We start from the raw sequence: 22,301 nt of genomic DNA, 5'->3' as shown, positions 1-22,301 counted from the left end.
ATTATGTTAGTTGAAAAAATTATGACATCACCTTGTACGACTATTCAAAGCGATAAATCCATTGAAGATGCATTAGTTTTAATGACACAAAAAGAAATTAGACACTTACCTATTGTTGATGAAGATAACCAGCTGCTCGGTATCATTTCTGATAGAGATATAAAAATGGCATTACCCAGTATATTATCAGATGATGAGCCGAACAAAAGCTTATCTTTATCTGTTTCAAAAATAATGAGACGCAATGTCATACGCTGTCACCCATTAGATTTCGTAGAAGATATTGCACTTGATTTCTATGAAATGTCTATAGGTTCAATTCCTGTTATAAGAGACAATAAAGTAATAGGCATTGTAACTCAAAAAGATATGCTCAACACATTTTTAGAACTAACTGGTGTCACAATGCCAGGTTCAATCATTGAAGTATATATTGACGATAAAGTTGGTGCGCTTCATGATATAACACATATATTCAAACAACAAAATATCGATATTTTAAATGTCCTTGCTTATGCTGATCAACAAAATGTTAATAAGAGATATCTTATGTTACGAGTAAAATCAATGAATCCCGAAAAAATATATAAACTATTAGAAGAACAAGGTTATCATGTCATCTATCCTTTTGGTATAAAAAATGACTAAAGTTAAATATGTTTATTCGGAAGATTTATTGAAATATCGGTTCTCTGATAGTCATCCATTTAATCAAATGCGTTTAAAATTAACAACCGACCTTCTCATTGATTTAGGCGTGTTAACTTCTGAACACATTATAGCTCCAAGAGTGGCGACAGATGAAGAACTTGAACTCGTACATGAAGTTAATTATATAGAAGCAATTAAAAAGGCAGGCAAAGGTGAATTACCGATAGATGAATATGACAAATATGGTTTAAATAGCGAAGATACACCTCAATTTGTAAATATGCATGAAAATAGCGCAAGAGTTGTTGGCGGAACGCTTACTGCTGTAGATGCTGTCATGAATGGAGAAGCTACGAAAGCTTGTCATTTAGGTGGTGGCTTACATCATGGATTTAAAGGAAAAGCAAGTGGCTTTTGTATATACAATGACAGTGCAGTAGCCATTCAGTATATGCAATCTAAGTATAAGCAACGTGTTTTGTATATTGATACTGATGCACATCATGGAGATGGCGTACAATGGTCTTTCTATACGAATGAAGATGTTATGAACTATTCCATACATGAAACAGGAAGATATTTATTTCCAGGTACTGGCGCATTAACTGAGCGTGGGGATGGTAAAGGATTCGGTACTACTGTCAACGTCCCTCTGGATGCATATACTGAAGATGATTCTTATATAGATGTTTTTAAGGATACAATTGAGGCAGTTTGTGAATCTTATAAACCAGATGTTATTTTAAGTGTAAATGGCGTAGATATTCATTACTTAGATCCACTCACACATTTGAGTTGTACTTTAGATACTTTATATAAAATACCTTATATCGTTAAGAATTTAGCTGATAAATATTGCGATGGAAAAGTAATCATGATTGGTGGAGGTGGCTATAATATTTGGCGAGTTGTACCAAGAGCTTGGTCACATGTTTGGTTTGCATTAAATGATTTACAAACACCAAACACACCAATACCTCAAACTTGGATTGAAAAATATCAAGAACACGCTCCATTTCCACTAGCAACATCATGGATAGATGAAAAAGAAGGCTATATGGAAATACCAAGAAAAAAGGAAATATCCGAAAAAAATAACAATACTAAAATGAGAATATTAGATTGGTTTAAAATGTAAAAAGAGCAGAAATTCATTGTAACATTGAATTTCTGCTCTTATTTTTATAAAGGTTAGTTGCACTTCTACTGACTTGTGTGAATATGGGTGACCTTAGTTACACTTCTCTCGACTTGTGTAAATATAGATACTCTTAGTTACACTTCTCTCGACTTATGTAAATATAGATACTCTTGCTTACACTTCTTTCCACTTGTGTGAATATAGATACTCTATGAATAAGAGGCTGAGACAAATTAATTTGTCTCAGCCTCTTATATAAATTTATTTAGTAGTTCCTCTATATTCTACTCTATAAGGTAAAATAACATTAGGTTCATCAATTTGTTCGTCATTCATATATTTAGTCAATAATCTCATACCAACTGCACCAATATCATATAAAGGTTGAGTTACGCTAGATAATTGTGGTCTTACCATATGAACTAATCTCGTATTGTTAAAGCTTACAACTTGTAAATCCTCAGGAATTTTAACGCCAGCATCTTGAGCAGCATGGACAATACCAATAGCTTGCTCATCACTTATACATAAAATTACATCTGGATTTTCTTTTGAAATAGCTTCATAAGCACGACTTCCATCTTTATAAGTTTCATTGCCTACAAATTTAGCATTATCTTCAATTTGAAGATTAGCATCTTGAAGTGCTAATTCTAATCCTTTAAAAGCATCATCTTGTGCTTTTTCAGAATAGCCTCCACCTACAAATGCGAACTTCTTAGCACCTTTAGTAATAAGTGTTTCAGCAATTTGTTTACTAGCTTCTGTATAGTTGATATTAACTGAAGCAAGCTTTGAATCTTTATCATTTGTACCTGATACTACTACAGGAACAGATGATTTATCAATAAGTTCAACAGTTTCATCAGTTAACGTACCACCAAGGAAAATAATACCATCAACTTGTTTACTCAATAAGTTGTTAAATATTTCTTGTTCTTTTTCACTATCATTATCAGAATTAGAAATAATTGTATGATATTTATACATAGTAGCAATATCTTCTAAACCTCGAGCTAGCTCAGAATAATATACATTCGAAATGTCTGGAATAATTACGCCTACCGTTGTCGTTTTCTTACTTGCTAATCCTCGTGCAACTGCATTAGGTCGATAATTTAATCTTTTAATTACTTCATTTACTTTGTCACGTGTTGATGGTTTAACATTTTGGTTACCATTTACAACTCGTGAAACTGTTGCCATAGATACTTTAGCTTCTCTCGCAACATCATATATTGTTACAGTCATAATATCCTCCTATCTTTGAAAACGTTTTCTAGTACATTCTAGCACGTTTTCATAATGTTTTCAAAATATATGAAAGCGAACTCACAATTACCAATTATAAAAGATTATAACAGTGTTGTCGATATAATTGCTCCAATAAAATCTCTTAAAGTGTAAATTGTTCATTCTTTTTCAGAAAACGAATGAACATATGACATAAATACAAAAACTCTCCCAACCCAAAGTGTTATCTTTCGGATTGGAAGAGTTTATTGAGAATAGAAATACTATATCACATTTATTTTTCGTATAATTTTGCTGCTTGAACGATTTCTTTATGGAATGAATCAAATTCATTTAAGTCCATTTGTTGTCCTGCATCACTTAATGCTACTGATGGATCAGGATGAACTTCTGCCATAACACCATCTGCTCCAACTGCTAAAGCTGCTTTAGCACAAGGTAGCATAATATCTTTACGACCTGTACTGTGCGTTACATCTACCATTACAGGTAAGTGTGTGCCTTGTTTTAAAATTGGAACTGCTGAAATATCTAATGTATTTCTTGTAGCTTTTTCATATGTTCTAATACCTCTTTCACAAAGAATAATATTACTATTACCTTGAGAATGAATGTACTCTGCTGCATAGATGAATTCTTCAATTGTAGCTGATAATCCACGTTTTAATAAAATTGGCTTATTCGTTTTACCAGCTTCTTTTAATAATTCAAAGTTTTGCATGTTTCTTGCACCGATTTGGAATACGTCTAAATATTCATCAGCCATTTCAAAGTGAGATGGATTAACGATTTCACTTACAACATTTAAACCGTATTTATCTTTAGTATTTTTAAGAATTTTTAATCCTTCTTCACCTAAACCTTGGAAATCATATGGAGAAGTACGAGGTTTAAATGCGCCACCTCTGATGAATTTCTCTCCTCTATCTGCTAAGTCTTTAGCAACTGTGTCAACTTGTTCTTGTGATTCTACTGAACAAGGACCAAATACGAATGATTTTTTATTATTACCGATAATAGCTCCATTATCGAATTGTACAATTGTATCTTCTGGTTTCAACTTACGAGAAACATATAAATGTTTTTCATTTTCTGATTTTTGTAAGTCTGTTGATGCTTTAAAGATTTCTTTAAATAATTGCTTAATAGTATTGTCGTTATATGGTCCTTCATTGTTATCAATTAAATGATTCAACATTTCTTTTTCACGTTGTGGATCATATACTTGAGTACCTTGTTTACGTTTTTCTTCACCTATTTTTTTAGCTATAGTACCACGCTCTTGTAGTAAAGCTAATATTTCATCATTAATACCTTCAATTCTTTCTCTTAAACTTTCTAATTCATTTGACATCCTATTCACCTCGTGTAAACAATTTAACTCACATACTTTAAAGCGATAAAATATATAAGTAATTAGATGTTAGTATAACAATTTAAAAGCGCCTATTCAACCCTAACATTTCATTTTTTAAAAATTTCTTATTATTCAAACTATTATACTATACTTTAAGTTATATAAAAAGGAGCAGAACAGTCCAAAATAATGATTAAAGGCTAGGACAATTAATTTGTCCCAGCCTCTTCTAAATGTTAGTATTTACTAACTATTATTTTTTATCGAAAGATTTTTTCTCTACAACTGTTTTTGGTCCTTTTAAATCTTCATCTTCTACTTCTGATTTAATAGCACCTTTTTGAGCTTTTAATTCTTCGTTAGCAACATCATCAGCTGTTACAACGCCTTTATTAGCTTTTTTCTCAGCTTGTTTTGATTTAACTTCGTCAGCTTTTTTCTTAGCTTCAGTTTTCTTTTCTTCAGCTTGAGTTTTAACTTCTTCAGCTTTTTGGTTTGCTTGTACTTTCTTTTCTTCAACTTTTTCTTTTACTTCGACTTTTTTATCTTCAGCTTGTGTACGAATCTCTTCAGCTTTAGATTGTGCTTGTTCTTTCAAGCCATCAGTTTTTGTTTTTACGTCATCTAAAATTTTATTAGACTTTTCACTTAAGTCACCTTGTAACTCTTTACCTGGTTTAGGTGCAAGTAGTAAACCTACAATTCCACCTACAACTGTACCCAATACTACTCCAAATACAAAGTCTCTACCGTTTGTATTTTTTTCGTATTCTGCTTCATACGTTTCTAAACCATGTGTATATAGATCTCTATTATATTTATTTTCCATTTCTATTTCCTCCTAATTAAATTAAAGAAATGCACTTATAATCTAGATTATAAGTGCATTTAGTTTATTTTTTTAAACCTGCACCAATTTTATCTTCATCCAAGTTATCGCCTTGTGTTGTTTTTTCATTGTAGTTTTTTGGTACTTGCGTTTCAAAATCATTAGAAGAATTTATATCGCTTTTATATGATGATACATTACTTCTACGATCTCTTCTTAATTGCCATTTATCTGCAACTTCCATTGCAACATTTGACCATTGAATTACTTGAGAAATTTTATCTTCATTTTGTGAGATATTGTGAGTAATTGAATTAGTCACTCTATCAACTGAAGTGTTAAGTGTTTGAACTGAATCACCAACACCTTTTACAGCATCTACAACAGAATTCAAACGTAATGATTTATCTTGAATATCTTCTGTTAAGCGATTTGCTTTATGAAGTAAATCTGTAGATTCACGTGTAATACCTTGTATTTGGCCTTGAATGCCATCTAGTGTTTCGTTAATACCTTTAACTGTTTTTAATAGTTGCATTAAGAATAGTGCTAAAACAACACATATTACTAAAAATGCAACAGCAGCAATAATTCCTGCTATTGGTAATATCCAATCCATACTGAACGCCTCCTAATAATTATAAAACTAAATCTTTAATTGATATACTAATATTTAATACCCTGACTCAATAAATAATAAACATATCAATTTTAAACTTCTAACGTAGAAACATAAGCTTTTTGAATTTTTTGAATGTCTCCAGCGCCCATAAATAGTATAACACCATTAGTATGTTTTTGTAGTTGTGAAACTGTATCTTCATTAATTAAATCTGAGTTTGGAATTAAAGCTTTTAAATCATGAATTGTTAACTCGCCTTGTTGTTCTCTAATTGATCCAAAAATATCACATAAATATACTTTATCTGCTCGGTTTAAACTTTCAGCAAATTCATTTAAAAATGTTTCAGTTCGAGAAAAAGTATGAGGTTGAAATACTGCTACAACTTCGTTTTCTGGATATTTTTTTCTAGCTGATTCAATTGTAGCGTTAATTTCTCTAGGATGATGTGCATAGTCATCTATTAAAATTTGGTTATCATAAAAGCTTTCACTAAATCTTCTTTTTACGCCGCCAAATGTTAACAGAGCTTCTTTAATATTTGCAATATCTAATTTTTCTAAATGACAAACTGCTATTACTGCTAATGCATTAAGAACATGATGGTCTCCATACATTGGTGTAGTAAAAGTACCGATTAGTTCATTTTTAGTTTTGAAATAGACATCAAATGTTGTGCCCTTAGATGATGTATGAATATTTTTAGCAAAAACATCATTATCTTCTTCAAATCCATAGTAATAGATAGGAACGTCTGCTTCAATTTTTCTCAGCTCACTATCATGCCCCCATGCTACAATACCTTTTTTTACATTTTTAGCCATCTCTTGGAAAGCATTTGTAACATCTTGTAAGTCTTTAAAATAATCAGGGTGATCGAAATCAATATTTGTCATGATTGCATAGTCAGGATAGTAACTTAAGAAATGTCTTCTATACTCACATGCTTCAAATGCAAAGTAAGAACTATCAGGCATACCCATTCCAGTACCATCACCAATTAGAAATGAAGTCTTTTGATCACCATTCATAACATGTGATAATAACCCTGTCGTTGATGTCTTACCATGTGCACCCGTAACAGCTACAGAAGTATATTGAGACATAAAATCACCAAGGAAGATATGATAACGTTTAACTTCTAATCCTAATTCATACGCTCTTGCAATTTCAGGGTGCGAATCCGGAAATGCATTACCTGCAATTATTGTCATACCTTCTTTAATATTTTCAACATCAAAAGGTAGTATTTTTATCCCTTTATTTTTCAAAGCTATTTCTGTAAACACTGTATTTTCTATATCAGAACCTTGAACGTTATGTCCCATATCATGCATAATTTGTGCAAGTGAACTCATACCCGCCCCTTTTATTCCAACAAAATGAAATAATGTCATTTCATGTCACTCCTTCTAGTACTTAATTGTTAGTTTCTTTTTCTTCTAGCATATCTTTAGTAATTAAAACATCTCTTGGTTTGGAGCCATTAGAACCAGATATAAATCCTCTTTCCTCTAAATTATCAATCATTCGAGCAGCTCTATTGTAACCAATTTGGAAATGTCTTTGTATCAGTGAAGTTGAAATATGACCTTCTTTCACCATAAAATCACAAACATCATTAAACAAAGCATCTTTAGGTTGTTCATTAACTTTTTTCAACAATGTTTCTTCTTTGAATAGATAGTTAGGTTTCATTTGATTACTTACATTTGAAACTGTTTCATCAATTTCATCATCTGATACAAATGCACCTTGAACTCTTATTGGTTTATTCATACCATTACCAAGATACAACATATCACCATTACCAAGTAATTTTTCTGCTCCACCAACATCAAGAATAGTTCTAGAGTCAATCGAAGAAGATACCATAAATGAGATTCTAGTTGGAACATTTGCTTTAATTAAACCTGTAATTACGTTAACTGAAGGTCTTTGAGTAGCAAGTATCATATGTATGCCACAAGCTCTAGCCTTCTGTGCAATTCTGGCAATAGATTGCTCCACTTCTTGTGGAGACATCATCATTAAATCAGCTAATTCATCTATAACTATAATGATTTTCGCCATTCTTTGCTCGTAATTTGCTTTTTTATTAAAAGCAGTAATATTTCTCACATGTAATTCTGCAAAACGTTTATATCTTCTTTCCATCTCTTCAACAGCCCATTTTAAGCTAGCTGTTGCAGCTTTCACATCAGTTATGACTGGTGCTACGAGATGAGGTAAATTGTTATAAGGTGCAAGTTCAACCATCTTAGGATCAATAAGTAATAATTTTAATTCATCCGGATGATTCTTATACAATAGACTCGTCAATATTGCATTAATACATACAGATTTACCAGAACCTGTTGCACCAGCAATAAGTGCATGTGGAGTCTTAGAAATATCCATTAATAACGGTTCATTATTAATCTTAAATCCCATAGCAACTGTCAACTTACTTTCCGCTTGTTGAAATGCTTTAGAGGTAATCATCTGTCCTAAAGGTATTTTTTTTGGACTTTGATTTGGCACTTCTATTCCAACTAAACTTGTACCAGGTATTGGTGCTTCGATTCTAATATCTTTAGCTGCTAATGCCATTTTTATATCGTCTTGTAGTGCTGTAATTCTTGAAACTTTCACACCTTTTTCAACTGATAATTCAAATCTTGTAACTGTTGGACCTTGAATCATATTTACGACATGAGCTGGAACATTAAAATGATAAAATGCTTCATCTAATTCTTTTTTCTTGTCTTCTAGCCATTCGCTATTATCCTCTTTTTCTACTACATCATCTAAGATTGATACTGGAGGTAGTACAAATAAAGGACCTTTACGTTTTGTAGCTTGTTCAGATTCATTATTTTCTTTACGCTTTATATCATTTTTGAATGTTTGGTGTTTTCGTTTATCTGAAGGCGTCATCAAGACATTAAACGGTGACGATTTTCTTGTTGGATTTGGTTTAAGTACTGGTTCATAAGTTTGTTTTTCTTCTGACTTTTCAACTTCATCAAATTGAACATTACTTTCATGTTGATCATCAATATCTTGAGTATTCTGTGCTTCTTCATCTTGAGGTGATTCCAGTAATGTCTCATCTACTAATCCAAACGCTTCTTCAGATGAAGGTTCACTATCTTCTACTACATCGAAGTCTTCAAAGCTTATATCATCTTCTACAAAATGATTTGATTCTTCTATGATTTCTGAATGTGCTTCTTCTATATGATTATTTAATGCTTCAGTATCATTTTCTTCTACTGGATTAATTACTTCATGTTCCTGGTCTATTTGTTCTTCAAACTGTTCATCTTCAGAACTTTGTTCAGACATCTCATGATGAGATTGTTCAGAAACATCACTTTCTTCTACTTCTTCTACTTCCTCAAAAGTAGCATTTTCTTCATTTTCAAATACTTGGTCATGAACAAGTTCATCTTCATATGGTTCTGACATATCTTGTCCAATGTCTTGTTCATCACTGCTGTATGATTCTTCATCAAAATCTAAATCAATTTCTTTAAATTCATATGTAGTAAGGTCATTTACATCTGGTTGTAATGACATTTTGATTTCATCATCAGTAGATTCACTTTGATTGAGTTCGCTCGTATTATCTTTATCAACATCTTCATTATTAGAGTTATCGTTTGGATTATTCTTAATATATGAAGCTTGTTGTTTAAAGAAATAATCTTGATTTTTAACTTGCGATTTTTCTTCTTCAGATTCTAGATTTTTTAACTCTTGTTCTCTTTTTTCTCTTAATGCTTTTTCAAATTGTTTTTTCTTTTGAAGTTTCTTTTCACGTTCTTTTCTAATTTCAGAAACAATTTGAGATGCATATATATTCTCAATATTAATTGTGTTATCTGTCTGTGAATAAGTAGGTACATCTTGAATGATTTCACCATTTTGCTCTTTTTGAATGTTTTCATTCTTAGTGTTGTCAGTATCCTTATTTTTAAGATCATTTAAATAATCTGATGTGCTATGATCTTTTAACCCACTATTAGGGACATCTTTTTGTTTGCGCATGCCAAAAATAGCTGAAGGAACTTCAGATGCCTTAAATTTCGGTTGGTGTAAAGAATTCAATCTTTCCTGAAATTTTGTATCTTCATTATACTTTTCAGCTTTTTTATTTCGATTTGATGTTTTATTATTTTTTTCATTTTTGTCATTTTTATAATTATTTACATCTTTGTTATGTGTTCCAGATGCATTATTAAATGATTGTTGCGTACTATTTTGATTTCTTCTGCGTCTTCTTCTATTTGTAGGGAATGAAGCTTCATTTTCATCATAAAACCTATTGTCATGATTATGTTCTTTCGGTTTATAATCAGGTTCATTTTCTGATTGATTATATTGCCCCAAGTTATCGTCAGACGGTTCTTCATATTCCATTTGAATAGGAAATCTAAATTTCCCTTTAGGTCTTCTGTATATTTCTTCGTTAGTTGAATCATCTTCTGGATCGTAATCGGAAGATATTTGTTCTTTTTTTTCTTTTTCGTTATTTTGATTACTTTTAGATTGTCCGAATATATCATCAAACCAACTCATAGGTTCACTACCTTTCGTCTTCAAAAAATGGTGTTCCTACAGTATAACTATCATCCAATACCATTATACCTTTTTCTTTTGGAGCACCTTCCAAATCAAGTTCTTTCATTGAACATATCATGCCAGTAGAAGGTACACCTCTTAATTCTGCATCTTTAATAAGCATTCCACTAGGCATAACTGCCCCTACTTTAGCTACAACTACTTTTTGTCCTTGGTCAATATTTGGTGCGCCACATACAATTTGCAATGTGCCATTATCAACATCAACTTGGCATACTGATAGTTTGTCAGCATCTGGATGTTTAGTCTTTTCTGTTACATATCCAACTACAAATTTAGGTGATAAATCAACTTCTAGTTTATAGTTAATATTATTTTTTTCTAATAAATCTTGTATGCTACTAATATGTTTTTCTTGAATTTTAATATTTCCACTACCTTCTAACTGAACATATTTAGAAGCATTAAATATATTAAATCCTACAATATTACTTTCACTTTTAATAATTGTTATATCATTTTGATATGCATATTCTAAATTTTCAGTTGCAGGATCTATTGTGACCATTAGAACATCTCCAACGCCATTTTTGTTATAAAATAAATTCATTTTCTTAACTCCTTAAAGTCTTTTTTGATTGTTTTTCATATTTTTAAATTTTTCTCTGTTTTTTTCAAGTCTTTCTATGACTTCTTGATTTCTCTTACGTGAATGATTTTTACCTAAAATAAAGATTGGTTCTAAAGGCTTTTCTGGTGTATAAGAGAAAGATAATGAAGTTATTGGAACAAGGCCATTTTGGAAAAATTGCATCGTCATTTGAGCAACAACATCATAACCAATTTCATTCTTAATATCACAAATAACTAATACGTCTTGATGAGGCGTAGCTAATAACATTTCCCCTTCAATATTTTTATAAACATCTTTTAAAAATGTTTGATTTAATATTCTAGAAGCATCATAGCCGTCGTTAGTATTTACAAAATAGAATGTATTACCTTGAACTTCATCTGATTTATAAGTTGTTTTTTTCTTTTTGATGTTAAATAATGCTTGTTCTTTAATCTGTTCTTTAGTTAATTTAAGCTCTTCTAACATAGATTCATCAATTAAACGATAAGTATTACCTAAATCTAAAGCATAATAAACATTTGTCTCAGCAGTATGTTCATCAATTAAAAATGGTATACCTTCTTTCGTTTCTTTATGGAAACTTGTAGACCTAATAACTGGTAATATCTCTATTTTATTAATTTCTTTAGTAGATTCATCTTGCATTGCATTTATTGTCTCTGTTACGTAATAAACAATTTCATCAATTGTTTTATCACCTTTATCTTTATACTTAGCAATAATTGGAGCTAATTTAACAGAGAGCCCTTTTTTGTTATCAGTTCTTTCTATTCTTAAACTTTCATCTTCTCTATCAAACTTGAAATTTGCATCTAATGATTTCAAGCGATCTTTTAATAAATCTCTCATTTGAAAGACATTCATTCTAAACACTCCTATTTTTATACCTCTATATAGTTTACAACAAATTACCACTATGTAACAGTGATAAACATATATAAATCAACTTAAATAAAATAAAAAAGCAGGTAATTCGAAAATTAAAGAAACTTTTTTCGACCTGCTTTTTTTCACTTATTCTATAAACTCAATCCATCAATAAATGAACTGATTTGTGGAATTGTTTTACGTTCTTTTCCGACGTATCTTCCCAACTCTTGTTCTTTGTCATAAGCTATAAAACTCGGAATTCCCATTACATCTACCTCTTGACATAAATCAATAAATTCATCTCTATCAACAGATACGAATTGATATTGCTTATACTTTTCTTCTAAGGCTGGTAAATCCGGATCAATAAAATGGCAATCTGGACACCAAGATGCAGTGAACATAAATATTGTTGGTTCATTAATTAATGTTTTGAATTCTTCAATTGAAGTTAATTGTTTCATTTTTTTACACTTCCTATCATTAAAGTTTGTTGACCATCTTTAATTATATGATACTTTCTTAATATTTGATAAACAAATAAACTGATTACAGCTGGTAATAAGAAATGGAAGAATGCAATTTGTAGCCAAACCTCAGTTGAACTACCCATCGTTTTTATTGTCATTATTTGACCTACAAGCCCACTTGAACCCATACCTGCACCAGCAGCATTATTTTCCATTGGCCAAAATACAGTCATAATTGGAGCAACTATTAAACTTGCTATAACGGGTGGTATCAATATAAAAGGTTGTTTCAAGTAATTTGGAATTTGTAACTTACTAGTACCTATTCCATGTGCTATTACCCCTGAAATACCGTTATCTTTATAACTTGTAACTGCAAATCCAATCATATGGCAACAACCACCGATTGTTGCAGCAGCTGCAGCAGTACCACTTAACCCTAGCATCAAAGCTAAAGCAGCACTAGAAATTGGACTACTTAAAGTTATACCGACTAAAAAGCTTACGAACATACCCATTAATAGCGGCTGTTGTTCTGTGCTCAATTGAATCCAACTACCTAACTCTTTCATAAATGCATCTATAAATGGTGCGATAAATTTCGCAATACAAGTGCCAATAAAAAGAGTTAATATAGGTGACAAAATAATATCGATTTTTGTCTTACCAGAATAAAATCTGCCCAATTCACTTGCTACTACAGATGCCAAATAACTACCTACAGCTCCACCTTGTTCGTATCCATACATACCTGTGACTGCTGTTGTGAAAATAATAAGTGGTGATGCACCAATTCCATAACTAACTGCTACCCCTACCCCTGCACCAGTTAATGATTGTGCCAATTTTCCTATTTCTATCATAATTGATGTATCAAAATATGTATTTAAGGTTTGACCTAAAGTTTCTATAATTAGCCCAACAATTAAAGTACTAAAGAGACCTAAAGCCATGTAACTAAGGCCATCGATTATTGTTCTATTAAAAAATGATTTAACTTTCTCCATTTTTCACACTCCTTAAAGAGATTATACTATAAAAAAGCACTTGTAATTATTTAAAATCAAATAATTACAAGTGCTTTTTTTATTATACTTCTATTACATTAAGGAATTTTTTTAATGCTTCTGTTTTTGGCTGAGTAAATAACGTTTCAGGTTTACCTTCTTCACCAATTAAACCATCATTAATAAATACCATTCTATCTGAAACTTCTCTAGCAAAACGCATTTCATGAGTAACAATAACCATCGTCATACCTTCATTAGCTAAATCCTTTATGACTTTTAACACATCATTTACAAGTTCAGGATCTAATGCTGATGTAGGCTCATCAAAAAGCATTACTTTAGGGTTCATTGCTAGTGCTCTTGCAATTGCAACACGTTGTTGTTGTCCACCAGATAATGCGTGTGGTCTTTGATCTTTTACACTTTCTAATCCTACTTTTTTCAAAAGCTGTAGCGCTTCACTAAGTGCATTTTGTTTACTCATTTTTTTAACTGTTATTAAACCTTCCATTACATTTTCAATAGCAGTCTTATGAGGGAACAAGTTATAACTTTGGAAGACCATTCCAGATTGTTTTCTAACTTTAATTTGAGATTTTTTATTCTCAGCAGTATAAGTTTCGCCATTTACAACAACTGTACCTTCTGAAGGGATTTCTAATGCATTCATCATTCGTAGTAAAGTTGTTTTACCTGATCCAGATCTACCAATTAAAGTGATAACCTCACCTTTATCTACTGAAAGATTAATGCCTTTGATCACTTCTTTGTCATTAAAAGATTTTTTTATATTTTGAAATTCTATCATGAGCGATACCCTCTTTCAATATATGATTCATAATAAGATTGGATTACGGAAATGATGAAACAAACAACCCAATATAAAATAGCTACTAATAAATAAATAGTTAAAAATTCATAAGTAGTAGAAGCTACTTCTTGTGCTTTTCTAAACATTTCTGCAACCAATATGAATCCTAGTAATGAAGTATCTTTTATTAAACTTAAGAATGTATTACCTAAAGCTGGTACTGATACTCTAATAGCTTGAGGTAAAATAATGCGTTGCACTGTTTGTTTATAATTCATACCGATTGAATAAGCTGCTTCTGTCTGACCTTTAGGAATTGACATAATTCCACCTCTTAATATTTCAGATGCATATGCACCAACATTAAGTGAAAGACCTATTATTGCAGCTATAACCGGTGATAATGTAAGCTGATTATCCGCTTCTCCTGTTGCTAATCTGCCAATTTCGGGAATACCGTAAAAGATAATGAATAATTGAACAATCATAGGCGTTCCTCTTATGATTGATACATAAAAACGGGCAATCCCTTTAAGTACTTTGCTGCTTGAAATACGCATCAAAGCTGTTAATAAAGCCAATATCAATCCTATAACAAAAGTAGCTAAAGTTATAGGAATAGAATATTTAACTAAACCTTCTAACATCGGTAGAAAAGCTTGTTTAGCAGCATTTAAAGCATGAAGTTGTTCATCATTTAGGTTCTGAAACATTATCGCCAAACCATTTCTTACTTATTTTTTCTAATTCACCATTATCTTTTAATGTTTTCAAACCTTTATTGAATTCTTCGATTTTTTTGTCATCTTCTTTTTTACTAAATGTAAATGCTGATTGACTTTGTTCTGCATCGCCTTCAATAGCTTTGATTTTAGCATTTGGTTTTTGTTTTTTATAATCTAAATATGAAACATTATCATTAAATGTACCTTCAACACGGTTAGATTGTAATAAGTCCATAGCTTGATTAAAACCATCTACTTTAGTGATATCTGCTCCTTTAGATTGAGCAAGTTTACCATAATTTGATGTTAATGTTTGAGCTAATTTTTTACCTTTAACATCATCAAATGATTTAATATCTTTGTTCTTCTCATTTACTACTAGTACACCTTTAGAATAAGTGTATGGATCTGAGAATTTATATTTAGCTTTTCTTTCATCATTAATACCTACTTGGTTTGCAATCATATCAAAACGTCCTGCATCAAGTCCTGCAAACATTGAATCCCACTGAGTTTCTTTAAACTCAACTTTATAACCAATTTCTTTTGCTACAGCTTTAGTAACTTCAACATCATAGCCAGTTAATTTATCATTTTTATCATGAAAACTAAATGGCGCGTAAGTACCTTCAGTACCTACAACAATTTTTTTGTCGTCTTTCTTACTGCTACTTTCTTTTGAATCGTCACTATTCCCACATGCAGCTAACACTACTATTAATGCAATAATTAAAAATATACCTTTTTTCATTTATACATCCCTCTATTCTTAGTATCCTAATCGGAATAAACATAGTTTAGACTGAAATCCATGAACTGTCAATTACTAAAATCTGACTTATTTAAATTTTAAATATTCAATCTTTTCTGAACTTAAATCTAATACTAATGTTTCAAGTAATGTCTTTGCACTTAAGTAATCTCTAACATCATAAATTGCTTTACTCGTGTGGATGTACCTTGCACAAACGCCAATTACAGCAGTAGGTATACCAGTTAAAGATTTGTGAATTTCGCCACCATCTGTACCACCTGGTGATTGGAAATATTGATGATCAATTTCTTTATCTTCAACAGTCTCAATTAAATAATCTCGCATTCTTTCAGAAAGAATCATCGTACGATCAAGAATTCTAATTAATACACCCTTACCTAATGCACCTGACAAACCGATGTGACCTTTCATATCATTCGCTGGAGAACAATCTACAACTAAAGCTAAATCAGGTTGAATAAGATTTACACTTGCAGAAGCACCTCTTAATCCAACTTCTTCTTGAACGTTTGCTCCGACGTATAAATCAACATCCAATTCTTTGTCTTTTAGTAACTCTAATAGTTCTAGTCCAACAAGACATCCATATCTATTGTCCCAAGCTTTTGCTAATACTCTATTTTCTGTCAATCTTTCAAAATCAGTACGAGGAACAATCGTATCACCTATGCGAATACCCATTTCTTTTAATTGTTCTAAACTTTCTGCTCCAACATCTAATAACATGTCTTCAATAGCAACGCCTGATTCTTTACCCGTTCTAAAATGTTTAGGTATACTTCCAACTACACCATTATAATATTGACCATCACGAGTTTTTAATTGTAGTGTTTGTGATAACCAAACATCTGATGAAACGCCTCCTAGTGGTGTGAACTTTAACATACCCTCTTTTGTCATTTCAGTAACCATAAATCCGATTTCATCCATGTGAGCTGCTATTAATACTTTAGGAGCATTTTCTTTTTTAGATTTTTTGATACCATATATACTCCCCATATTATCGCCAATTATTTCATCTACAAATGGTTCCATTTTTTCTTTTAAATATTCACGTACTTCACTTTCAAATCCTGGAACGCCATGTAATTCAGTAAGTTCTTTCATTCTAGTCAATGTTTCTTGTCTAATTTGTGTCATTATGATTCTCCCTATTTAAATATTTATCTATCATACATTCTTTGTGTTAAACTAAATTTAAGAAAAAAGGAGGCATGGTCATGCAAAATAATAAGTTACGCTTTGTCATATTAATTTCTTCTATTTTTACAGGATTAGGGGTACTTGCAACTATCATTTACTTTAAGCAGTTCAAGCTCTACAATTGCGAAGAAATACTTAATCAAGTGAAAAAAGAATTTAATAATGTGGAAGCATCTTATATCTTACATATCCCAAAGACCTACCAAAAATTCGGCATTGAAACAAAAGTAGTTCATGGTGGCATTTCTATAAATAAAAATGGCAAACTTATACACTACGAATTTATTGCTGATGCTTTTAATGGCCAAGTCATTGATATTTATGAAATATAATACTATTAAATGAAACATGATGTACATAAAAGTACATCATGTCAGACTCCCGTCAATGTCCTAGACTTTGACGGCAGTTTTTTTGCGCATGCTTTCCGCGGGCATGTTCTCAGCCTGTAGTCTTTGAATCATGCTCTTCCCGCGGGAGTCAGCGCAAAAAATACTAAATATTTAAAAAATATTTTATAATTTTTTAAATTTTATTATTTGATAATGCGGTAAATGACTTTTTAATAGCTTCTAAACCATTTACCAATTTTTCCTCACTGCATGCTAAGTTCATTCTAAAGTGATGACTTTCACTTATTTCAAATGAATTACCAATTCCTGTTGCAATTTTGCCTACAGATTGTAACGCTTTTTGTACTTCACTTTCATTAAATCCACTTTTAGAAAAATCAATCCACGCCAAATAAGTAGAATCTGGCTTGATAAATGTTAGTTGTTCTGGCATTTCACTTTTAATAAAATCATCTAGTATATCCATATTTCTTTCAATATGTTGGTTTAATTGATCAACCCAATCTCCAGCTTGTGTATATGCTACTTTTACAGCTTCAACTGCAAGTGTATTGGCTGCTGCTAAACCGTAATAAGTGGCAAGCTTTCTATTAAATTGTAATGTGAAATATCTATGTTTAGTAATCATGTAACTACTCGCTAAACTCGCTAAATTAAACGTTTTTCCTAATCCAGTTACAACTAAAATTGGAGAATCTAATTTCATTTGATTCGTCATTGAATAAAATCCTTTTTCACTTCTTACAAAGTCCATATGAATTTCATCAGAAACGATAAATACATCATTTTTTTCACAAACTTCTTTCATAAATTCACATTCTTCTTTTGTCCATACTTTACCAGTAGGATTATGAGGGTTACAAAGTACTAGAACCTTCACATCATCTTGAGCCGCCATTTTCTCAAATTGTGCCTTATCTAATTCGTATCCATTTTCTGTCTTGATTAAAGGTGATTCTACTAGACGTCTATTATTTCCTTCAATTAAATTAATAAACGCATTATAAGAAGGAGTGTGTATTAATACGCCTTCACCTTCTTTTGTAAATTCACGAATTACTTCTGTAACAGTAAATAATATACTTGGCACATAATAAATATCATTTTTTTGAACATTTACTGAAAACCTAGTTTTGTACCAATGTTTAATTGCATTTAAGTATTCATCTTGTTTCCAAACTAAATATCCAAAATGGGCTTGGTCTAATTTGTTTTTTAAATGATCAATTATAAAATCAGGTGTTTTAATATCCATATCAGCTATCCAGAAAGGTTCAAGATTTTCGTAATCGTATACTTTACGTTGCCCTTCATAAGCTACCGTGGCAGTTCCTCTTCTATCAATAATTTCATCAAAATTATATTTCAACTAAATCATCCCTTCTAATGTTTTCTTTGATTCCCCTTGTTTCTTCATCAATTCGTACAGCAAAATGATCTGCATCATGATAAAACACAAACCAATAATCATTTTTAATATATTTTTGTAATAAACGTTCTTTTGCATTAATTGAATCCATTGGATAATCATCATAAGCTGTAACCCATAATGGATTTAAATGAGCAATCGTTGGCATTATATCTGCCATATGTACAGCTTTCTCACCATCACTTTCTATTTCGATGACACTATGACCAGCACTATGGCCACCAGTATGATGCATAGTAATTCCCGGTATTATTTCCATGCTTTTAACGAAAGTAACTACTTGATGTTCAATACCTTTATAATTTTCTTCCCAATATGTTGATTTACTTCTAATATTAGGTGATCTTAGCTCGTTCCATTCAATTTGTGATGTATAGATTGTTGCATTTTTAAATACTGATTGACCATCTGGTGTTGTTAGTCCACACGCATGATCAAAATGCATATGTGACATAATAACAATATCTATATCATTAATAGTGATGCCAAATTGATTTAAAGAATTTTCTATATCACTTTCGTAAGTCGTTCCATAATTCCGCTTTTGTTTATCAGTTAATTTACCGTTACCTATCCCTGCATCTATGATAATATTATGTTCTTTACTCTGAACAAATATTGGATGCGTAACAAGAGGTATTTGATTGAGTTCATTAACTGGATATTTTTTTGTCCACAATGCTCTCGGCACAACACCGAACATTGCACCACCATCCATTTGAGTAATACCACCTTGTAATGGACATAATTTAAAATCACCTATATTTAACAAGATTATCCCCTCCAATCATTTATCATTATTTTATCATTAATTGATTTAATGAACATCTTTCAAGATTGGCAAGTTGTTTATGGTATTAAGCGTATTTATTAATTCAGTTGATAAGTGGAAATTGTTCTATTTATCATGTTTACCTCGTCTTGATAAATTCAACCGCTCTATTTATCATGTTTACCTCGTCTTGATAAATTCAACCGCTCTATTTATCATGTTTACCTCGTCTTGCAATATTCAACCGCTCTATTTATCATGTTGACCTCGTCTAGATAAATTCAGCCGCTCTATTTATCATGTTTGCCTCGTCTTGATAAATTCAACCGCTCTATTTATCATGTTTACCTCGTCTTGATAAATTCAAGTGATCTAAGTATCACTATACTTACAATTCTTCGTTATCTAAGTAATACTTTTTGGGATTTTTATCGATAGACTTAAAATATTTTTCTACCACTCTTCTAATCGTTAGACTATTTACTAACTGACACCACTTTTGAGCTTCATTCAATGTAAAAGGTTCTTTTTTACATATATAAAGTTCTTTCAAGTTATATAAATACAAGTTTTGTCGAGCAATTTTATAAAGACATGCTTCACATACTAAATATTTCTTATTAATTTCTAGTGTAGTTTTGTATAGTCTTTTACAACGTGGACACTTTAGTCCTTTACGTAAATGTTCAATTGGAATTTTATTGACATTATTATATATATGAGAAAAATCACTATGATTACTTTTAAATATCTTTAATATTCGAGAATTTTCTATTGATTTATTATTTTTAAACATATATTGAAGTTTGTGTAATTCTGTAGGTAATAAAACATTGATGTTATTTGGAATATGAGTTTTTAATGTGAATTTAGGATTTGAAAATACTAGAAAAGATTTTAATTCTCTGTTTATATTGTAGTGGGTTATAACGTGGTTTAATTCATAATGTGCTCTTTTGATTTGTTGAAAAGGGGTGTAAAACATAGTTCCATATTCATTAAGCAACTGTCCTTCATGAATACTGTAATCTCCTGAATAATGTTTAACTTCTAAATGAAATATTGTATCATCAGAAATTACTAAAAAGTCTATTTGAACCCGATTCTTATAATTTAAATTGAGATTATATATGTAGTTAGACTGTTTATACTTATCTAATAATCCTTTGATACAAACCTCTCCTTCTAAACCTATAATATAATTTTTCGTTTCATCTTCAATTTTTTCTAAAATAATTCTATTCTGTAATGCTAATAAATATTTATGACTGTCCATTGTTGTACCTCCATATTTAATACCATTATTATATTCAACTTACTAAAAGAATAAAAGAAAAAGCTGGGACAAATTAATTTGTCCCAGCTTAATCATTTTATTTAAAGCTAGCTTCCATTCGATAAATTCTAAATCCTCTGCTTGAGAATTTATCTTCGTATTCTGTACGAATATTATCTTCTGGTTCGTCTTCATGTAAATTCAAGTTAATATAATCAAATGACATACCATATTGTGACATGCTTTCTAAACTATACTCAAATAATCCTTGATTATCAGTTTTAAAATGGATTTGACCATCTTTTTTCAAAATGTGTTGATATATATCTAGAAAGGATGAGAATGTTAATCTACGTTTTGCATGACGTGTTTTTGGCCACGGATCAGAAAAATTAAGATATACTCTAGAAACTTCATTTTCTACAAAATACTCAGTTAATAATTTTGCATCTTGATTTATTAACTTGATATTGTCTAATTCCATTTCTTTAACTTTTTCTAATACTCTTACCATAACATTTTTGTCCTTTTCAATTGCAACATAATTGATGTTAGGATTTTGTTTAGCTGTTTCAGTAATAAACCTACCCATTCCAGTACCAACCTCTATATGTATTGGTTGGTCTTTATCAAACCACTCAGCCATTTTATATTGATGGTTTAGATCTACATCTACTAAATTGGGATGATCTTTCAAAAAGTCATCAGCCCAAGGTTTATTTCGCATTCTCATTCAAAGTAGCTCCTTATATAAATACATTTCTTGTCATTACTTCATTCAAGAAGTTTAACCAATCATTCATATCATTATATCGCTTTTTCTCTTCATACCATTCTACCATAGCGATAGCTTGTATTAACGTGTACCATTTCATACGTTTTTTCAAATCATGCGTATCGTTAATACCATATTTGCTCAACCAATCTACCCAGTCATTTTCATCAACATAAGTATATAATATCATGCCAATATCAATAGCAGGATCTGCAATCATCGCACCTTCCCAATCTACAAGAAATAGTTCGTCTTGGTCAGATAATAACCAATTGTTATGATTAACATCTCCATGTATTACAGTATAAAATCTGCTATCTAATGTAGGCATATTATCTTCTAAGTAAAGCAATGCCTTTCTAACAGTCCTATTCGATAATACATGTCTAGATAAAGAACTATTGATTTTCTTAAATAATAATTCTGGATGCATCGGTTTCATTTCCATACGTTTAAGCATATTTAATAATTGTTTAGAAGAATGTATTTTTTTAAGAAGTTTGGCAACACGGTTAGAATTCATTTCATCTTGGACTAACTCTCTACCATTTTTCCAATGCTGTGCAGTTACAACTTCTCCTGTTTCAATTCTCTTAGTCCAAACTAATTTAGGTACAATACCTTCAGCAGATAATGCTGTTAAAAAAGGACTTGAATTACGTTTTAGGAAGAGCTTGCGGCCATCTTGTTCTGCCATATATGCTTCACCAGATGCTCCACCTGCTGAGTCTAACGTCCATCCTAATTGATAAAAATGTTCCAACCTATCCAC

22 protein-coding genes are annotated in these 22,301 nt (G+C 31.0%); 3 read left to right on the top strand and 19 right to left on the bottom strand.

The window, feature by feature from the left end; all coding sequences use genetic code 11:
- The first annotated feature begins 3 nt into the window (after positions 1-3).
- Both LQ668_RS07405 and LQ668_RS07400 read left to right on the top strand, forming a co-directional pair.
- Positions 4-648 (top strand): CBS and ACT domain-containing protein, encoded by a 645-nt coding sequence (locus LQ668_RS07405; RefSeq protein ID WP_078357539.1) that lies wholly within the window; start codon positions 4-6, stop codon positions 646-648.
- Entirely contained in the window at positions 641-1,789 is a 1,149-nt protein-coding gene (locus LQ668_RS07400; protein WP_078357540.1) for an acetoin utilization protein AcuC, read from the top strand. The genes LQ668_RS07405 and LQ668_RS07400 overlap by 8 nt, the downstream gene beginning before the upstream one ends.
- A 264-nt stretch (positions 1,790-2,053) precedes the next feature.
- Here the strand turns inward: LQ668_RS07400 and ccpA are convergent, their stop codons facing one another.
- From ccpA to LQ668_RS07330, 14 genes are all read right to left on the bottom strand, one after another.
- A complete protein-coding gene (ccpA, locus tag LQ668_RS07395; protein ID WP_078357541.1) occupies positions 2,054-3,043 on the bottom strand; it encodes a catabolite control protein A in 990 nt (329 codons plus the stop codon).
- Positions 3,044-3,320: 277 nt separating this feature from the next.
- On the bottom strand, positions 3,321-4,400 hold the full coding sequence (locus tag LQ668_RS07390) for a bifunctional 3-deoxy-7-phosphoheptulonate synthase/chorismate mutase (protein ID WP_078357542.1): 1,080 nt from the start codon (positions 4,398-4,400) through the stop codon (positions 3,321-3,323).
- A 256-nt stretch (positions 4,401-4,656) separates the two neighbouring features.
- On the bottom strand, positions 4,657-5,232 hold the full coding sequence (locus LQ668_RS07385; protein ID WP_107510002.1) for a YtxH domain-containing protein: 576 nt from the start codon (positions 5,230-5,232) through the stop codon (positions 4,657-4,659).
- Positions 5,233-5,296: 64 nt separating this feature from the next.
- Complete coding sequence (locus LQ668_RS07380; protein ID WP_078357544.1) at positions 5,297-5,851, bottom strand: DUF948 domain-containing protein; 555 nt, start codon at positions 5,849-5,851, stop codon at positions 5,297-5,299.
- Between the two features lie 92 nt (positions 5,852-5,943).
- Positions 5,944-7,251 carry a UDP-N-acetylmuramate--L-alanine ligase gene (gene murC, locus LQ668_RS07375; protein WP_078357545.1) on the bottom strand — a complete coding sequence of 436 codons (1,308 nt, stop codon included), beginning with the start codon at positions 7,249-7,251 and terminating at the stop codon, positions 5,944-5,946.
- Positions 7,252-7,273: 22 nt separating this feature from the next.
- Positions 7,274-10,444 carry a DNA translocase FtsK gene (locus LQ668_RS07370; protein ID WP_345772939.1) on the bottom strand — a complete coding sequence of 1,057 codons (3,171 nt, stop codon included), beginning with the start codon at positions 10,442-10,444 and terminating at the stop codon, positions 7,274-7,276.
- The gene (gene ytpR, locus LQ668_RS07365) at positions 10,428-11,033 is read right to left on the bottom strand and encodes a YtpR family tRNA-binding protein (RefSeq protein WP_107510001.1); all 606 of its coding nucleotides are present in this window, start codon (positions 11,031-11,033) and stop codon (positions 10,428-10,430) included. The genes LQ668_RS07370 and ytpR overlap by 17 nt, the downstream gene beginning before the upstream one ends.
- 12 nt (positions 11,034-11,045) lie before the next feature.
- Positions 11,046-11,924 (bottom strand): DUF1444 domain-containing protein, encoded by an 879-nt coding sequence (locus LQ668_RS07360; protein WP_078357547.1) that lies wholly within the window; start codon positions 11,922-11,924, stop codon positions 11,046-11,048.
- Positions 11,925-12,079: 155 nt separating this feature from the next.
- Entirely contained in the window at positions 12,080-12,394 is a 315-nt protein-coding gene (locus LQ668_RS07355) for a thioredoxin family protein (RefSeq protein WP_078357548.1), read from the bottom strand.
- Positions 12,391-13,407: a PTS sugar transporter subunit IIC gene (locus LQ668_RS07350; protein ID WP_078357549.1), complete on the bottom strand. Its 1,017-nt coding sequence runs from the start codon at positions 13,405-13,407 to the stop codon at positions 12,391-12,393. The genes LQ668_RS07355 and LQ668_RS07350 overlap by 4 nt, the downstream gene beginning before the upstream one ends.
- Positions 13,408-13,489: 82 nt before the next feature.
- A complete protein-coding gene (locus LQ668_RS07345; RefSeq protein ID WP_107510000.1) occupies positions 13,490-14,218 on the bottom strand; it encodes an amino acid ABC transporter ATP-binding protein in 729 nt (242 codons plus the stop codon).
- A complete protein-coding gene (locus LQ668_RS07340) occupies positions 14,215-14,934 on the bottom strand; it encodes an amino acid ABC transporter permease (RefSeq protein ID WP_078357551.1) in 720 nt (239 codons plus the stop codon). The genes LQ668_RS07345 and LQ668_RS07340 overlap by 4 nt, the downstream gene beginning before the upstream one ends.
- The gene (locus LQ668_RS07335) at positions 14,915-15,697 is read right to left on the bottom strand and encodes an amino acid ABC transporter substrate-binding protein (RefSeq protein WP_078357552.1); all 783 of its coding nucleotides are present in this window, start codon (positions 15,695-15,697) and stop codon (positions 14,915-14,917) included. Before LQ668_RS07335 ends, LQ668_RS07340 begins: the two co-directional genes overlap by 20 nt.
- Positions 15,698-15,784: 87 nt before the next feature.
- Positions 15,785-16,861 (bottom strand): M42 family metallopeptidase, encoded by a 1,077-nt coding sequence (locus LQ668_RS07330; protein WP_078357553.1) that lies wholly within the window; start codon positions 16,859-16,861, stop codon positions 15,785-15,787.
- An 80-nt stretch (positions 16,862-16,941) separates the two neighbouring features.
- Between LQ668_RS07330 and LQ668_RS07325 the strand changes: the two genes are divergently transcribed.
- The gene (locus tag LQ668_RS07325; RefSeq protein WP_078357554.1) at positions 16,942-17,256 is read left to right on the top strand and encodes a hypothetical protein; all 315 of its coding nucleotides are present in this window, start codon (positions 16,942-16,944) and stop codon (positions 17,254-17,256) included.
- A gap of 193 nt (positions 17,257-17,449) precedes the next feature.
- On the opposite strand, the gene LQ668_RS07320 is transcribed toward LQ668_RS07325, so the two are convergent.
- The 5 genes from LQ668_RS07320 to LQ668_RS07300 form a co-directional block, all read right to left on the bottom strand.
- Positions 17,450-18,646 carry a MalY/PatB family protein gene (locus tag LQ668_RS07320; protein ID WP_107509999.1) on the bottom strand — a complete coding sequence of 399 codons (1,197 nt, stop codon included), beginning with the start codon at positions 18,644-18,646 and terminating at the stop codon, positions 17,450-17,452.
- Positions 18,636-19,478, bottom strand: a complete 843-nt coding sequence (locus tag LQ668_RS07315; RefSeq protein ID WP_088368998.1) for a YtnP family quorum-quenching lactonase — start codon at positions 19,476-19,478, stop codon at positions 18,636-18,638. Before LQ668_RS07315 ends, LQ668_RS07320 begins: the two co-directional genes overlap by 11 nt.
- A gap of 388 nt (positions 19,479-19,866) precedes the next feature.
- The gene (locus LQ668_RS07310) at positions 19,867-20,754 is read right to left on the bottom strand and encodes a nuclease-related domain-containing protein (protein WP_203153720.1); all 888 of its coding nucleotides are present in this window, start codon (positions 20,752-20,754) and stop codon (positions 19,867-19,869) included.
- Positions 20,755-20,851: 97 nt separating this feature from the next.
- A complete protein-coding gene (gene trmB, locus LQ668_RS07305; protein WP_078357557.1) occupies positions 20,852-21,487 on the bottom strand; it encodes a tRNA (guanosine(46)-N7)-methyltransferase TrmB in 636 nt (211 codons plus the stop codon).
- Between the two features lie 13 nt (positions 21,488-21,500).
- A complete protein-coding gene (locus tag LQ668_RS07300) occupies positions 21,501-22,292 on the bottom strand; it encodes a phosphotransferase family protein (RefSeq protein WP_078357558.1) in 792 nt (263 codons plus the stop codon).
- Positions 22,293-22,301: the final 9 nt, after the last annotated feature.

The organism is Mammaliicoccus sp. K-M42, from assembly GCF_022386375.1.
GTDB lineage: Bacteria > Bacillota > Bacilli > Staphylococcales > Staphylococcaceae > Mammaliicoccus > Mammaliicoccus fleurettii.
Note: the sequence above shows the minus strand (reverse complement) of the source record. Positions and strands in the feature narration are given on the sequence as shown.

What these genes read in the sequence shown, in the direction of transcription:
- LQ668_RS07405 (WP_078357539.1), top strand. Translation starts at nt 4, where the DNA reads ATGTTAGTTGAAAAAATTATGACATCACCTTGTACGACTATTCAAAGC.
- LQ668_RS07335 (WP_078357552.1), bottom strand. Translation starts at nt 15,697, where the DNA reads ATGAAAAAAGGTATATTTTTAATTATTGCATTAATAGTAGTGTTAGCT.
- LQ668_RS07330 (WP_078357553.1), bottom strand. Translation starts at nt 16,861, where the DNA reads ATGACACAAATTAGACAAGAAACATTGACTAGAATGAAAGAACTTACT.
- LQ668_RS07360 (WP_078357547.1), bottom strand. Translation starts at nt 11,924, where the DNA reads ATGAATGTCTTTCAAATGAGAGATTTATTAAAAGATCGCTTGAAATCA.
- LQ668_RS07310 (WP_203153720.1), bottom strand. Translation starts at nt 20,754, where the DNA reads ATGGACAGTCATAAATATTTATTAGCATTACAGAATAGAATTATTTTA.
- LQ668_RS07380 (WP_078357544.1), bottom strand. Translation starts at nt 5,851, where the DNA reads ATGGATTGGATATTACCAATAGCAGGAATTATTGCTGCTGTTGCATTT.
- LQ668_RS07345 (WP_107510000.1), bottom strand. Translation starts at nt 14,218, where the DNA reads ATGATAGAATTTCAAAATATAAAAAAATCTTTTAATGACAAAGAAGTG.
- LQ668_RS07400 (WP_078357540.1), top strand. Translation starts at nt 641, where the DNA reads ATGACTAAAGTTAAATATGTTTATTCGGAAGATTTATTGAAATATCGG.
- murC (WP_078357545.1), bottom strand. Translation starts at nt 7,251, where the DNA reads ATGACATTATTTCATTTTGTTGGAATAAAAGGGGCGGGTATGAGTTCA.
- LQ668_RS07325 (WP_078357554.1), top strand. Translation starts at nt 16,942, where the DNA reads ATGCAAAATAATAAGTTACGCTTTGTCATATTAATTTCTTCTATTTTT.
- LQ668_RS07355 (WP_078357548.1), bottom strand. Translation starts at nt 12,394, where the DNA reads ATGAAACAATTAACTTCAATTGAAGAATTCAAAACATTAATTAATGAA.
- LQ668_RS07385 (WP_107510002.1), bottom strand. Translation starts at nt 5,232, where the DNA reads ATGGAAAATAAATATAATAGAGATCTATATACACATGGTTTAGAAACG.
- ytpR (WP_107510001.1), bottom strand. Translation starts at nt 11,033, where the DNA reads ATGAATTTATTTTATAACAAAAATGGCGTTGGAGATGTTCTAATGGTC.
- LQ668_RS07350 (WP_078357549.1), bottom strand. Translation starts at nt 13,407, where the DNA reads ATGGAGAAAGTTAAATCATTTTTTAATAGAACAATAATCGATGGCCTT.
- LQ668_RS07390 (WP_078357542.1), bottom strand. Translation starts at nt 4,400, where the DNA reads ATGTCAAATGAATTAGAAAGTTTAAGAGAAAGAATTGAAGGTATTAAT.
- LQ668_RS07340 (WP_078357551.1), bottom strand. Translation starts at nt 14,934, where the DNA reads ATGTTTCAGAACCTAAATGATGAACAACTTCATGCTTTAAATGCTGCT.
- ccpA (WP_078357541.1), bottom strand. Translation starts at nt 3,043, where the DNA reads ATGACTGTAACAATATATGATGTTGCGAGAGAAGCTAAAGTATCTATG.
- trmB (WP_078357557.1), bottom strand. Translation starts at nt 21,487, where the DNA reads ATGAGAATGCGAAATAAACCTTGGGCTGATGACTTTTTGAAAGATCAT.